Source organism: Pseudoduganella lutea (assembly GCF_004209755.1).
GTDB lineage: Bacteria > Pseudomonadota > Gammaproteobacteria > Burkholderiales > Burkholderiaceae_D > Rugamonas > Rugamonas lutea.
In genome coordinates this window covers 7,337,115-7,351,119 of the sequence record NZ_CP035913.1, presented here as the reverse complement: position 1 = coordinate 7,351,119, position 14,005 = coordinate 7,337,115, and the positions used below count along the sequence as shown (strand labels likewise).

The window sequence follows — 14,005 nt, the reverse complement described above, 5'->3', positions numbered from 1 at the left end:
AGGAAGATATGCCAACGATTGATTTAAACGAGGCACGGAAGATCACCTCCGAGAAGGAGGCGCAGTACGGCATCCCCTCGGGAACGCTGTTCAAGATTGGTGGCATTGAATCCAGCTTCAACAAGAACGCGGTGTCCCCGAAAGGTGCCCGCAGTTATTTCCAGTTCATGCCAAGTACCGCACAGGCGTACAACGTCACATACGGGGACTTCCCCTCGGAGGCTGACGGTGCCGCGCGGTACATAAAGGACAACCTGGCGAAGTACGGGGGCAGCCTGGAGCTGGCCCTCGCGGACTACAACGGTGGCCCTAAGGCTGCCTCCGCGCTCGCCCGAGGGAAACCTTGGGCGGAGACTTCGGATTACCTGGCGAAGTTCTACAAGGGCGCCAAGCCGGCCACCGAAGTTCCCATCTCAACCCAGTTCTCAACAGGGACCGAGACCCCTCTTACTGCTTCCCCCGGCGCATCTGAACTCTATCGAGACTCAGAACAGCAGCAGTCTGAGTACGGGGGCTTTGTCAATGGTGTTGGCAATCTGCCTGGTGCTATCTCGCGTGGCTTCCAGGTGGACAACTCGGTGTACAACTGGTGGCAAGACAGAGGCGTGAAGGAGACCGATCCGGACTTCCGGTGGAACGACGAGCGCACCTCGAACTACCTTGATGGTGTCCCTGAGCAGCACTGGGGGTACATCCTCCAGGCAACCTCCGACCGCGAAGCGGCACACCGAAAGGCCCGCATGGCTGACTCCTTGCAGAAGGAGGCGGAGCTGGGCCGCATGGGCGTTGCCGGCTTTGGCGGGCGCCTCATCGGTGGCCTTGCCGACCTCCCTACGCTCATCGCATTCGTGCCTGGTATGGGTGGGGAGGGGCTCCTCACGGTGGGCTCCAGGGTCGCTAACGCTGCCCGGCTGGGTCTCTTCAATGCTGGCGCAAACGTGGCATTCGATGCCGCTGCGGGGCGGTACCGGCCGACTTACACCCACGACCAGCTCTACATGAGCGCGGCCATGGGCCTGGGCCTCGGTGCTGTCATCGGTGGTGCTATCAATCCTGCGAGGATCGGTGCCACGCGGCTGGCCCGTGAGAACCAGGAGTTGGCCCAGCTAGGCCGGCGAGAGGCTTCCGTGTCCCAGAAACAGGAATTGGTGGACCTCGTGGGCGAGAAGAACATCGACCACGTGAAAGCGGATGCCCACCTCGGTACCCGTTCGGATGCCGTGAATGTGGACGAGAGGGTAGCTGCGGGCAACGCTGTGGATGAGGTGGACGAGATCACTGCCCGCGTGCGGGAGGAGGTCAAGTCGGACATCCCAGTCTACGAGCGAACGAACCTGATGCGGAGGCGCATCGAGGGCCTCGGTGATGACACCGTGAAGTCCCGGCTGTCTTCCCTGAAGGGCTCTGATGACACACTGATCGCCGGCCTGGCAGCACGCCTGGAGGGCCAGATCGGGGACGACATCCGAATCGTCACAAGGCGTGAAGACTTTCGCTCCTACTACGATGCGGGCCGGCACGAGATTCACCTTAGCAAAGGGGCTGAGGATTGGGTCGCCCTCCATGAAATCGCTCACGCGGCCACGGTGAACAAGATCAGGTTTGGTCTCGATAACCCGACATCGGCCCACGGCCATCTCACCAAGGAACTCCACGGTGTCTATGAGGAGGTCCGAAAGGCCGCTGCAGGTAGGACGTTCAGTGACTACAAGACCGACTACTACCTCAAGAACATTGATGAATTCGTTGCCGGGATGTACTCCGGGAAGTCCGAGTTCGTAGAGTTCTTGGCGAAGACCCAGGTGTCCGGACAGACCCTCCTGAGCAAGGCTGTGGACATCGTACGGCGCATCCTTGGGATGGCACCGGGCGAACACAACGCCCTGACGAAGGCAATGGGCCTGACGGACGAACTGATCTCCACTCCGTTGCAAATGAAGCAGACCCTTGTTCACAAGCGCACCGGGGCACAGGAGAAGGTGGACTACCTGATGACGCCAGCCAACTCGGGCGTGGATGCGGCCACCGCTGCCGCTGCTACCCGAGCTGAAATCCCCACCGTGTTTGGCTGGGGCCTCGGCCTGGAGAACCGCCTGGGTGGCGAGAAGGCACCTGAAGCGGTCCGTGAGCTGGCTTCCAAACTCTTCGGCACCACAATTGGCTACAAGGGCCATTCAGTGGTCAAGGCGAATGCCTGGGACGATACGACCAAGTGGGCCGATAGCTGGGCGGTGGAGATGCGGAAGGGGACCTATCCGGTATTCGAGGAGTGGTTCAAGAAGCAGGACCTTCCGTACCACCAGAAGGGCCAAGCCTTCGAGGACTTCGGTACTCAGGTCTCCAATTACATCCGGGGATTCGAGGATGACTTCTCACCCGAGGTCATCAAGGCCGGCGATCACATGCGCAAGACCCTGGACAAGGTACGGGAATACATCAATAACCCGCTCCGCGATGAGGGGATGCAGAAGCGCGGCCTTACCGAGACTGAGCTGAGGGACCCTGAGACCAACGAGGTGGCCCTGGTAGGGAAGCTGGAGAAGAATCCGAACTACCTCCCTCGTAAGCATGATGTCAACAAATGGAACGATATGGCCACCTCCTTCGGCCGTGAGGCTGTGGAAGGGTGGTGGGCTCGTGCCTACCAAAGTGGCCGGGAGGGCATCTCCGACGAAGCCGCTGCGAAGTGGTCCAAGTGGTACGTCCGGACCGTAGAGGAGGCCCATGCAAATCGTTCCCAGGACCTCCTGGAGGACATGATGCGGGGCACCGATAAGGATGGCCTGAAGGAGTCCCTGATGAGGAACGGCATGTTCTCCGACTGGGAGGCCCAGAAGATCATGGACGATATGTTCCCTCCACCAGGTAGTGACGCCGGCCGGATCGCCAGCCTGAAACACCGGAACACGATCAACGAGACCTATACGGAATCGTGGACCCGTGCCGATGGTGAGAAGGTGCAGGTGTCTCTGAACGACTTCACGCACTCCAATGCGTTCGATCTCGTGGAGCCATACCTCCGCAGGACGGCAGGCAGCGTGGCTTTGGCCAAGCATCTGGACATCTACAAGTCGACCCACATCCAGGACCGCATCCTTGACGCCACGACCAACAAGCTGGGCTCAGGATTTAAGCAGCCGGCCGACCTGGAGAAGTTCCGCACTGATCTTCAGTTCGCCTTTGACCGCCTTCAGGGGCTCCCTCAGGAGCAGTTCTCGACCCTGAACAAGTCCATGGAGATGTGGAGGAACTTCAACGTGATCCGCCTTATGGGTGGTGCGGTGTGGAACCAGGCTACCGAGATGTCCCAGATCGTGGGCTCTATGGGCTGGAGGACGACGATGGGAGCCATTCCGGAGCTGCGGAGTCTCACCCGTGACATCGCCAGCGGGAAGGCACCGAACGACATCCTCGATCACCTGGAGAACACCATCGGTGGCGTGGGGTCCGAGTACGTGGCCCGCATGGAGTTCACCGCCAAGGATGACTGGGTACGCCACAAGGGCGATACCGCGTTCAATCGCCGGCTGGACCAGCTCGATACGGCACAGCGGAAGCTGGCACGGGGCGTCCTAGATTACACCGGGATGACACCCATCATGATCCAGCAGAAGCGGGTCCATGCGGTAGCCCTGGTGAACCATTGGGTGTCCGCAGCAAAGGGCACGGAGTCTAAGTTCCTTACCCCTGAACGCCTGGCGTGGATGGGGCTGGACCAGCAGGACTACCGAAGTGTGCTGAAGGCCATCGACACGTACACCAAGCCGGCCCAAGGGGAATTCTCCAAGAGCCACAAGATGGACTTCGAGGGGTGGCAGAAGGCAGACCCGAAGACGTACTCGCAGTTCATGACAGCCATCCATCGGGAATCCCGCAGGGTGGTTCAGGAGAACGACCTGGGCTCGATGATTCCCCTTATGGGCACCACCCTGGGGAAGACGGTGTTCCAGTTCATGAACTTCTCGCTGCACGGCTGGAACAAGTCCCTGCAGTTCGCAATGAATCACCGCGACTGGTCCACGCTCAGCACGGTGCTTCACGGCTCCCTGTTTGCCTCCCTGGCTTACATGGGGCGAACGATGCTGACCTCCCAAGGGATGGACCCGCAGAAGCAGCAGGAGTTCCTGGCACAGCGTATGGCTCCCGGCCAGATCGTTGCCAACTCCTTCGGGCGGATCGCCCAGGCGTCCCTCCTGCCCGTGGCGTTCGATACCGTTTCTCCGTACCCACTGTTTAGTGGGATGCGGACGACCAGTGACCTTTCGAGCTTCGCTTCCAACCCGACCTATCAGGCCATCAACGGCCTTATCTCGATGAAGAAGCTGGTACGGAATGGGGTCTCTGACGAGTACCAAACGACCGAGAAAGACATCCGCACCTGGGGCAGGCTCCTGCCTCTAAACAACGTTGTCCCGGTCAGCACCATGCTGAACAGCCTGGCCAACGACTACCCATCAAGCGAAGCAGAACGCTAATACACCCCCGGCTCCGGCTGGGGTTTTCTTTTTTCGGAGATAACTTTGCCCTATAGCTATGTCCTCCTCCGGGGGGACGGAACCACTGCGAACTTTTCGCTGCCGTTCCAATACCTTGACAAGAGCCACATCACCGTAAAGGTCAAGGACGCCGAGGTCCCGTTTACCTGGCTCCACTCCGGTGCCATCCGTATCGATCCGGCCCCCTCGGGGAAAGTAGAGATTCGCCGTACGACCCCTAAAGATGTCGCTCCGGTGAACTTCTCGGACGGCTCTGTACTGAAAGAGTCGGACCTGGACCTCATGACCACGTTCGTTCTTTTCTGTGCTCAAGAAGCGCAGGACTCGGCTGACCTGGCGCTGCTGCAAAGCTCACTCGGCTCGACCCTGTACAAGATTTACCAAGGGACTAAGGCCGAACCCCCATTCGTCCGTATCGACGGTACCGAGCTGCAGGTGGGGGACCTTTACTTCAACACAACCCTGAGCGCCTTGCAGGTGTACGGTGTGCTGGGCTGGCAGGATGCCGGCACGACCCTCAATGGCATCATCACGAAGCCAGCAGGAGGCACCCCGATCATCGCCTACGAAGGGCAGACGAAGATTCCGGTTCCCGAGGGTTACACCCCAGGCCAAGGCTTGGTGTTCCTGAACGGTGCCGCGCTGACGGAGCCCGACGTTTCCATTACCGATGGTGCCAACATCATCTTCAAGGACCCCCTGAAGGCTCTCGATGAGGTCTTCTACGAGTTCTTCTCGACGGTCCAGATCGTGGAAGGAGATGTAGTGGTGGGCGGCCCTGGTGGCGCCACGACTGCGCAGAACGTTGCGTTTGTCCCCTCGGGGTCCTTGCAGTCCACCAACGTGCAACTCGCGCTGATGGAACTGATGAACGAGGCGCCTAAGCCCTCCAACGCCATTCCAGCACCGAACGGCCTGTTCGGTTCCGCTGGCACCTCTCCGGAGTATGCACGGGCCGATCACGTACACGTGGGCGGTACGGGTGGAAGTGGTGAGGGTGGTGCCCCCGGTTATTCCAACGGCACCGTTTATGCGTACCAGCGGAAAGCGGTGGCCCCTGTAGGTTCTCCTGGAGATGTCACAGTAGACCTCACGAGCAACACCATCACGTCCCCAGCAACGCTGGCCAGTGGATGGCTCCGGGATATTCCGTCCGGTAGTGATCCGCTGTGGGTGACTGTGGCTTCGGCAAGCAGTAACACTGGCACGGACAATATCTCCGGTCTGGAGTGGTCTGAGCCCGTGATGTTGGTGAAGAACGGCACGGATGGCCTGAAGGTGGCCACGGTGTACATCTACCAGCGGAAGCCTACGCCAGCAGCCCCCGCACTTCCGACTGGCACCTCCACCTACGACTTCGCCACGAAGACCCTCACGGGGGTGAACAACGGTTGGTCCACAACTATTCCCTCAAGTGCCGGCGGTAAGTACCTGTACGTTTCGACCGCAACAGCCTCTTCGCTCACGGACACGGATGCTATTCCCACTACCGAGTGGGCAGCGGCGCAGCTCATGGCCCAAGACGGTGCGGCTGGATCGGACGGTGACGATGGGGCCGATGGCAAACGGGGAACCGTAAACATCGCCACCAGCACGACTGGTAGCGTATGGTCGAACTCAGTTGCCAACTCGGCCCTGTCCTCCGCTGGCTACGGTGCTCCTCAGAACCGTGACGTGGTTACCCTGTATAACACCTCCGCGAACTACAGTGAGACACGCTTTTACAGCAATGGTTCGTGGCTGGCCCTGAACGCCTATATCAACGGGAACATGCTGGTAACCGGCACGCTATCGGCTGACAAGATCGACGGCGGCACCATCACCGGCTCTGGGATCAATATTGCCAATGGCAATTTCTCGGTGCGCCGTACGGATGGCTGGGCGTTCATTCGGGAGTTGAGCGGGATCAACGCAACCTTCGATAACACCTCCAATGGCGCCGTACGTCCGCTTACGGTATCGACAGGTAACTTCGGTAACCATTGCGGCATTTATGTGACCGCTAAGAACAAATCCGCCACGGGGCATGGTATCCAGTCGCGGGCCACATCATCCAACGGTGTAGTGAGTTCCGGGATCGTGGGGGCCGCCAACGGTTATGACTTCTATGCCGATGGCGATGGCGTGAACTACGGCCCATTCACGGGTGCCCACGATGTTCTCATGGCAAAGGACAAAATCGCGGAGCCTGGAGACATCCTCATCGATCTTCAGTGCGTCGCACGGTCCAACATCTCCAACACCATCTTCGAGGTGGAACGCTCCTCCGAGCCCTACCAGCGGGCCGCGATGGGTGCCCTGGTGATGTTCCGAGGGGAACTCTCGGAAGCCGTACCGGCTGCATTCCTAGGCGAAAGGGGCCTCAACGAAAAAGGGGAGATCACCGTCGCGAGGCTGGCCAGCTATGACTCCGTGAAGCACGACTACTGGCTTGGGTCCGCGAACGCGCTGGGCGAAGGTCAGATCAACGTTTGCGGTGAGAACGGCAACATCGAAGCTGGCGACTTCATCGTCACCTCCAGCATCCCCGGCAAAGGAATGCGCCAAGGGGACGACCTCCTGCGCAGCTACACAGTAGCTCGTGCCCGTGAAACCGTGACCTTCGATTCGCCTACCGAGGTGAAGCAGGTCGCCTGCATTTATGTCTGTGGCTAACCATGAGTAATTCCTCCAAACTGGCGCGGCTGTTCGAGCTGTTTCCAAATCTGCATATCCTGAAAGGGATTACTGCACCGCCAATCACCCATGTCCCTGTCACCTCGGTGAACGGGAAGACCGGAGATGTTGTCATTGAAGGCACGAGTGGCGCGGCCGCTGTCACTTCGGTCAATGGCCAAACGGGGGCCGTCACGATCCCGCCACCACCCGTTACTTCGGTGAACGGGCAGACAGGCGCCGTGGTTATTGCCACTGGGTCTTCGTCTAGCGGTGGCGGCCTGATCGCCACTACCGTGCTCAACACTGCAGGCTCAGGAACCCTTCCGATCCCCGCAGGAGCCACCAAGGCCCGCATCATGGCCATCGGCGGTGGTGGTGGGGCAGATGGCCCAACCTCCACTCGTAACTTCGTGGGCCAAGGCGGCACAGGAGGAACGTCGATCGCCTGGGTGTTCGGCCTCACAAGCGACACCCCGGCTGGCTACACAGTGGGCGCTGGGGGAACTGCAGGACCCAGCGGTGGTGCGGGAGGTGCTGGTGGTGCATCTACGGTGACTATCGGTGGCTCTACGATCACCGCTAACGGGGGCGGGAAAGCCGTTAATTCGGCCAGCCAAGTTATTGGTGGGCTTGGCGGAACTGCCTCTGGCGGGGATATCAATATCACTGGTACGCACGGACAGCCTGGGCCATCCTCCAGCAGTCTTTCGGTGATGTACGCAAATATCCACATTTACGGTGGCAACTCTTACGGCACAGGTGCACCCAGCCAGAACTCGCCTACGGCCACTACCGGCATTGCTGGCACCCGTGGCCTCATCACAATCGAGTGGTTCAGCTAACAGGGTTTGCGGGCGTTGCTCGCATTCCTGCTGAACCACCACATCTAAACAGAAAGAACGATGACTGATCCCATTGAGCATCGAGTAACACGCCTCGAATTCCGCGTGGATGCTCACGACACGGACCTCACGACTATCAAGGAGGACTCCAAGAGCATGAGCGAAACACTCAAGTCCATGAAGGACAACCTACTGCAAATCAAATGGATCGCTGCAGGTGCGGCCGGGGCCTTCGTGGTCCAACAAGTGGGCGTGGTTGAAGTCGCCCGAAAGCTGCTGGGCCTATGACCGACAAGGCAACAGAGAAGGAACTAGGCGAAGTCCATGGTGGCATGGCCGACTGGTGCAAGTTAATTCTGCGGGGCGTCCCTCTTATGGACAAGGAGGGCAATGCAGTCCTCCAGCCTGATGGCCAGCCATGGCTCGTTCCGCCATCCCCAGCACACCTGAACGTCATCCGCCAGTTCCTCAAGGACAACCGGATCGAAGCTGCAAGTATCCCCGGCCTGGAAGCAACCACCGGGCTCGATGATCTTCCCGTATTCGATGACGACAACGTAGTCCCACTCCGCAAGTAGACAACACATGAAACAACTCAATGGCGACCGCAACCAATGCCCTGGCTGCGGCGAATACTTCAATTCGTCCTTTGCATTCGACAAGCACCGCACAGGTGACTTCGGCACCAATCGCCGGTGCCTAACGGTGCCCGAGATGGAATCGAAAAAGATGGCTAAGAACACGGCCGGCTTCTGGGTGTCCGAGAAGATGCCCCAGGATCGAATCCAACCTTAGTGGTATCCACGAATTAGACGACTTTGCGGGAGGGACGGGAGTTTCTCCCTCCTGCCTTTACAAAGGCTCCAATGGCACAACGCGCAGTTCACCCCGCACGGGAGGACTTCCGAAAGTTTATGTTCATGGTGTGGAAGCACCTTAACCTTCCTGATCCAACCCCCCTCCAATACGACATCGCCAAGTACCTCCAGCACGGCCCACGCCGGTCTGTGATCGAGGCATTCCGAGGTGTCGGTAAATCCTGGGTGACCGCAGCATTCGTTTGCTGGGTCCTCCTCAACAACCCACAGCTCAAGGTGGAAGTGATCTCCGCCTCCAAGGATCGAGCGGATGCCTTCGCCACGTTCGTGAAGCGCCTGATCCACGAGCTTCCAATCCTGCACCACCTTCGCCCAGGCCCAGACCAGCGTGACTCCATGCTGATCTTCGATGTGGGGCCGGCGTTACCTGACCAGTCCCCCTCGGTGAAAGCTGCGGGCATCACCGGGCAGATCACCGGCTCCCGTGCGGACATCCTCATCGCGGACGACATCGAGGTTCCGAACAACTCGGCCACCCAGATGATGCGTGACAAGCTGGCCGAAGCGGTCAAGGAGTTTGACGCAATCCTGAAGCCGGGTGGTCGCATCATCTACCTCGGCACCCCACAGACCGAGATGTCTCTGTATAACCAGCTCCCCGAGCGTGGCTATGAGATCAGGGTGTGGCCAGCACTGTACCCGACCATCCAGAAGGTACTGAGCTATCAGGGCCGCCTGGCGCCAATGATTACCCGTGCGCTGGAAGCTGATCCGTCCCTCCAGGGGAAACCTACAGACCCCGAAGGTTCGATGAGAAGGACCTGGCGGAACGTGCGGCATCGTATGGTCGTGCCGGCTTTGCCCTCCAGTTCATGCTGGATACCAGCCTCTCGGACGGTGACCGATTCCCACTGAAGATTCAGGACCTCATTGTGATGAGCCTGAACCCGATGATGGGGCACGTGAAGCTGGCCTGGGCCGCTGATCCCGCATTGGTCCATAACGACCTCCCTGCGGTGGCCCTGGTAGGTGACCGCTACTACCGCCCGATGTGGCATTCCCCTGAGATGGCGGACTACACCGGCTGTGTCATGGCGATTGACCCCAGCGGCCGAGGCAGTGACGAGACCGGCTATGCCATCGTGAAGATTCTCAACGCCCAGCTCTACCTGGTAGCTGCAGGTGGCCTGAAGGGTGGCTATGAGGACGACACCCTCAAGGCCCTGGCGAACCTCGCAAAGACCCACCAGGTGAACCACGTCATCATCGAGGCCAACTTCGGTGACGGCATGTACACCAAGCTCATCACCCCGTTCTTCTCGCAGGTGGGACATAAGGTGCTCGTGGAGGAGGTCAAGCACTCCACGCAGAAGGAGCAGCGGATCATCGACACGCTGGAACCGATCCTGTCTACCCACAAGCTGGTGGTGGACCAAAGGGTCATCGAGCAGGACTTCAGGACCGCTGAAGCGGACATCAAGTACAGCCTGTTCTACCAGCTCACCCGGATCACTCGTGACCGTGGTGCCCTGACCCATGATGACCGACTCGATGCACTGGCTATGGCTGTTGCCTACTGGGTGGAGCACATGAGCAAGGATGTCTCGAAGGCCCATGAGGTTCATCGTGAGAAGGCCCTTCAGGAGGAACTGAAGCGGTGGAGGCAGGGCATCACTGGCAAGAAGGATCGTTCACGGAACTGGATGGGGACCAACAAGGCGAGGAGGGCATAGGTAGCACAATAGGATAGAGAGCCGTTGCTTTCTAACCGGGGGATCACGAGCCTATGGGCTGTGCCGCATCACTGCGGACTGGGGAACCTCAGTGTGTGCGGTCAGACCTGTGCTGTTGTCTGATCCACCTACTGGGAACTCTACGTTTCACTCCTGCACTCTATAAGACAACTTATGGGGGTAGGGGGGAAACGTAAGTGTTCCTAGTGGTGGATCAGCCCTATGCTGAGGATAACCCCTCAGTTACTCTTTAAGATTCCCTAGAGGTGTCCTGAAGGTAACAATACCATCATAGTCCATCCAATCAGATATACTGTATGGATGTACAGTCTTGTCAAGCAAGTAAGAGTCAACGGTATCCAGCGTTCGGATAAGGACCTGGCCAATGACCCAGGCATCCGTGGGACCCTCACGCTCATCCGTGCGGGACACCACCGCACCTTGTCGATCCAGGAATATGGCAACTCAAGGTCCGACTCAAGGGTCCTCCCTGATCTCTGGGAGCCCCAACTGTTGGCCTGGGTTGGCAGTCAGATGGTCTTCAGGGGCTTCCAACGCCCCGGCAATGACGAGAAGGCCCCTGCGTTCATGCAGGAGTGGCGTGTCACCCTCCTCGGGGAGCACCCGTAGGAACTGCTGTGATAACATAATCCGATGTCACTTCGTCGGTCCTTACTCTCCTCGCTGGGCATCGGTGCGGTTGCCGCTGTGGCCCGTGCTGCCTACCTCCAGGTCCACACCAATGGCTGGACTGAGGCGGCCTTCACGCTCGCGTACGGTGCCGATTGGCGCACCTACTTGCCACTTAGCGTGGCCGGCTGTTTCCTTGTCGGGTTCCTTCTAGGGGTCGCTTGGAAAGGCATGAGAGGGTGAAATGTTTTACCGCAAAAATTTGAAAGCCCACCTCGAACGCAATGGGTTGGCGATTCCCCCCGTACCCCCCACCTCCGCCCATGCACCACCAGGGCACACCCGCATCCATTCGGACACATCAAGCGGGCACATCAAGCGTAACTCATTGATTCATAAGGGATCGCACTAGCTGATCCAACTAGTGTTGAGCCTATCCAGCCTCGTATGGTGCCCTCTTGGGGTGCTCACGGGGCTTTTAAGCCGATGGTTGACTTTATCAACTATCTCTAGATTCTCGTATCTGTAACGTTTGCCCACGTACACCACCAGGACACCCTACGAGCCCCACCAGGTACACCACCAGGAACCTACCAGGAATCCACCAGGAGCCCTACAGGGACACTCCAGGCACATCACCAGGCACGCACACCAGGCAGCCTCCAGGGCTCCTATAGGGGCTTGACTGACGCCCTATGGTGATGAGGGAACAGTTCCACATTTAGAATGATCCCTCTAAATCAAAGCTTCCACAATCGGAACAGTTCCCGATATAGTTCGATCCATCGCAGCAAACAACACAACGAACGGAGGACAGCATGACCACTCGTAAGAAGCCCAGCACCCTCGAAGGTGACGTAGAAGCAGCCCTGGAACACCTGCAGCGCCTCATCGAAGACGGCTGGGAATACCCGGATGCTCACCCGAAGGTTGCACTGGCCTACAACGTGGGTGCCGATGCACTCCAGGCAGCTTACGACAATCTCTAAGGGGCTGCCATGACACACACGGAAGCATTCCAAGAGTCCCTGCGGGAGTTCAACAGGCAGAGCATCACGATGGACAAAGAGGGCTGGTGGTTCTGGAAGACGATGGTGCGTAAGTACGCCGCACTGGTGATCGCTGAGACCCTCTAAGCACCACACAAGACCTCTTCGGAGGACCCAGTAGTAAGCCTCCTACCATCTGTGGGGGCTTACCAGTGGGGACAGCAAGACGGCCTCATTGCGTCCTAAGGTTCCTGAAGTGCAACTGTTGCGCAACAGGATGGATGCAACGAGGGCCTGGGAGTGAGCCCATTGGATCGGCCAGTGCAGGCTCATCACCAGGAGAAAAACAACATGAACATCAATCACCTCAGCCTGTCGTGGTCTACCTCTCGTGGCCGTGAGACCTACGGCTACAACATCTGCCGCCTGGACGACCGCAACACCGGCCGGCGCTTCCGTTGCATGGGTGGCGGTTACGACATGATCGGCACGGTCTTCGGCATGTGGCTCGAAGAGACCTATCAGGACCGCCTCCAGGCCCTCAGAGGCACCGAAGGGACCTTCTACGGTCTCCGCTTCCTGAACGATGGCAAGGCCAGCCTGGACGGCGGGACAGGCATCAACAGTATGACCACGATTGCCGAGGCCATCGGCCTGGAGGTCGAACGTGAATACGCCAAGAAGGGCCGCAACCGTGGCAACACCCTGGGCTGGTACGTGACCGAGAAAGAGGGGGCCTAAGCATGTCCTACCTCCTTTCGTATGCAAGTGGCGTCATCGGCTACGGCCTCTCGGATGACCTGGACGTGGCCATGGATCAGGCGGTCCAGCGCTGCGAGGTAATGCAACAGGCGGCCACCATCGTGAACCGTGAGACCTACCAAGTGGTTGCCAGCGTTGAGCCGGTCGGCCCTGGCCTCTACAAGGCACAGAAGGCCCAGTAAGTCCCCTCAAGCCTCCTCACGGGGGCCTGGGAGTGAGCCCGTGGGATGGTCCCGCGCTGGCTCATCACCAGGAGAAACCGAATGATGTTGTTGAAAACCGATCACCTCAAAGCTGCAGCCCTGTGCGCTGCCACCAAAGACATCCGCTTTTACCTTAACGGGGTTTTCGTGGAATTCTTGCTGGAGGAAACGCGCCTCGTTGCAACGGACGGTAACATTGCTGCAGTGCTGCGCGATGAGCAAAAGCACACGCTTGACCAGTGCGTATCTCTCATCATTCCCAACGACGTAATCAAGCGGGCTCTTACGGGCTGGAAAAGTGGTGGAAGCTCGCTGGAGTCCTTGAATGGCGGCCTTTGGAGCCTTAACAGTGTGGTCTTCACCCCGATGGACGGCCGATTCCCAGATTACCGGCGCATCGTCCCAACGAAAGCCAGCGGCGCGGTAGGTCAGTTTGACCCTGAGTTGTTAGCGGTCTTTGGCAAGGTGGCGAAAGCCCTGGGCCAGAAGACAAGTGCCGTGCATATCTGGCATTCGGGAACCGATGCGGCTGCTGTACAGGTCTTGGGCCGCCCTGAGTTCACGGGCGTGATGATGCCCCTCAAGAAACCCAAAGAGGCGCCTGTAATGTCCACCTGGGGCGCCCAATGGCCCGCACCGATTGACCAGGCAGCATGAACCCCTCACGTACCCGTAGCGGACCCCGGCCGTGCTCCCATCACTGGGGCTGTAGTCGCCTCGCAATGGCCTACTGGCTCGCCCGCGTGGGCATGAACCTGACAGCCGCATTGGCCCGGTCCTATCCCCTCCTGGGGGCCGCCCTGGGGCTCCTCGTGGTCTACCTGGGAGCCAAGCAAGCCGGCCTAAGTTGGCTCCTTGCGCACCTCTAACATAA

General features: G+C 59.1%; 11 protein-coding genes and 1 pseudogene. All 12 read left to right on the top strand.

Features of this window, described 5'->3' with window-relative positions; genetic code table 11:
- The first annotated feature begins 8 nt into the window (after window positions 1–8).
- Window positions 9–4,475, top strand: coding sequence for a transglycosylase SLT domain-containing protein (locus tag EWM63_RS30895; protein WP_130189941.1), 4,467 nt, complete (start codon window positions 9–11; stop codon window positions 4,473–4,475).
- Window positions 4,476–4,520: 45 nt separating this feature from the next.
- Window positions 4,521–7,151, top strand: coding sequence for a phage tail fiber domain-containing protein (locus tag EWM63_RS30890; RefSeq protein ID WP_130189940.1), 2,631 nt, complete (start codon window positions 4,521–4,523; stop codon window positions 7,149–7,151).
- A 2-nt stretch (window positions 7,152–7,153) separates the two neighbouring features.
- Window positions 7,154–7,996, top strand: coding sequence for a glycine-rich domain-containing protein (locus tag EWM63_RS30885; RefSeq protein ID WP_130189939.1), 843 nt, complete (start codon window positions 7,154–7,156; stop codon window positions 7,994–7,996).
- A 60-nt stretch (window positions 7,997–8,056) separates the two neighbouring features.
- A complete protein-coding gene (locus tag EWM63_RS30880; RefSeq protein ID WP_130189938.1) occupies window positions 8,057–8,284 on the top strand; it encodes a hypothetical protein in 228 nt (75 codons plus the stop codon).
- Entirely contained in the window at window positions 8,281–8,574 is a 294-nt protein-coding gene (locus EWM63_RS30875) for a DNA packaging protein (RefSeq protein ID WP_130189937.1), read from the top strand. The genes EWM63_RS30880 and EWM63_RS30875 overlap by 4 nt, the downstream gene beginning before the upstream one ends.
- A gap of 7 nt (window positions 8,575–8,581) precedes the next feature.
- Window positions 8,582–8,791 (top strand): hypothetical protein, encoded by a 210-nt coding sequence (locus EWM63_RS30870; RefSeq protein ID WP_130189936.1) that lies wholly within the window; start codon window positions 8,582–8,584, stop codon window positions 8,789–8,791.
- A gap of 71 nt (window positions 8,792–8,862) precedes the next feature.
- A pseudogene (terL, locus tag EWM63_RS33165) lies at window positions 8,863–10,547 on the top strand (phage terminase large subunit).
- Window positions 10,548–11,995: 1,448 nt separating this feature from the next.
- Window positions 11,996–12,166: a hypothetical protein gene (locus EWM63_RS31955; RefSeq protein WP_165391010.1), complete on the top strand. Its 171-nt coding sequence runs from the start codon at window positions 11,996–11,998 to the stop codon at window positions 12,164–12,166.
- A 9-nt stretch (window positions 12,167–12,175) separates the two neighbouring features.
- A complete protein-coding gene (locus tag EWM63_RS31950) occupies window positions 12,176–12,313 on the top strand; it encodes a hypothetical protein (protein ID WP_165391009.1) in 138 nt (45 codons plus the stop codon).
- A 204-nt stretch (window positions 12,314–12,517) separates the two neighbouring features.
- Window positions 12,518–12,907, top strand: a complete 390-nt coding sequence (locus tag EWM63_RS30860) for a hypothetical protein (RefSeq protein WP_130189935.1) — start codon at window positions 12,518–12,520, stop codon at window positions 12,905–12,907.
- A 2-nt stretch (window positions 12,908–12,909) separates the two neighbouring features.
- On the top strand, window positions 12,910–13,110 hold the full coding sequence (locus tag EWM63_RS30855; RefSeq protein ID WP_130189934.1) for a hypothetical protein: 201 nt from the start codon (window positions 12,910–12,912) through the stop codon (window positions 13,108–13,110).
- Window positions 13,111–13,191: 81 nt separating this feature from the next.
- Window positions 13,192–13,788: a beta clamp domain-containing protein gene (locus EWM63_RS30850; protein ID WP_130189933.1), complete on the top strand. Its 597-nt coding sequence runs from the start codon at window positions 13,192–13,194 to the stop codon at window positions 13,786–13,788.
- The last annotated feature ends 217 nt before the right edge of the window (window positions 13,789–14,005 follow it).

What these genes read in the sequence shown, in the direction of transcription:
- EWM63_RS30895 (WP_130189941.1), top strand. Translation starts at nt 9, where the DNA reads ATGCCAACGATTGATTTAAACGAGGCACGGAAGATCACCTCCGAGAAG.
- EWM63_RS30885 (WP_130189939.1), top strand. Translation starts at nt 7,154, where the DNA reads ATGAGTAATTCCTCCAAACTGGCGCGGCTGTTCGAGCTGTTTCCAAAT.
- EWM63_RS30880 (WP_130189938.1), top strand. Translation starts at nt 8,057, where the DNA reads ATGACTGATCCCATTGAGCATCGAGTAACACGCCTCGAATTCCGCGTG.
- EWM63_RS30875 (WP_130189937.1), top strand. Translation starts at nt 8,281, where the DNA reads ATGACCGACAAGGCAACAGAGAAGGAACTAGGCGAAGTCCATGGTGGC.
- EWM63_RS30870 (WP_130189936.1), top strand. Translation starts at nt 8,582, where the DNA reads ATGAAACAACTCAATGGCGACCGCAACCAATGCCCTGGCTGCGGCGAA.
- EWM63_RS31955 (WP_165391010.1), top strand. Translation starts at nt 11,996, where the DNA reads ATGACCACTCGTAAGAAGCCCAGCACCCTCGAAGGTGACGTAGAAGCA.
- EWM63_RS31950 (WP_165391009.1), top strand. Translation starts at nt 12,176, where the DNA reads ATGACACACACGGAAGCATTCCAAGAGTCCCTGCGGGAGTTCAACAGG.
- EWM63_RS30860 (WP_130189935.1), top strand. Translation starts at nt 12,518, where the DNA reads ATGAACATCAATCACCTCAGCCTGTCGTGGTCTACCTCTCGTGGCCGT.
- EWM63_RS30855 (WP_130189934.1), top strand. Translation starts at nt 12,910, where the DNA reads ATGTCCTACCTCCTTTCGTATGCAAGTGGCGTCATCGGCTACGGCCTC.
- EWM63_RS30850 (WP_130189933.1), top strand. Translation starts at nt 13,192, where the DNA reads ATGATGTTGTTGAAAACCGATCACCTCAAAGCTGCAGCCCTGTGCGCT.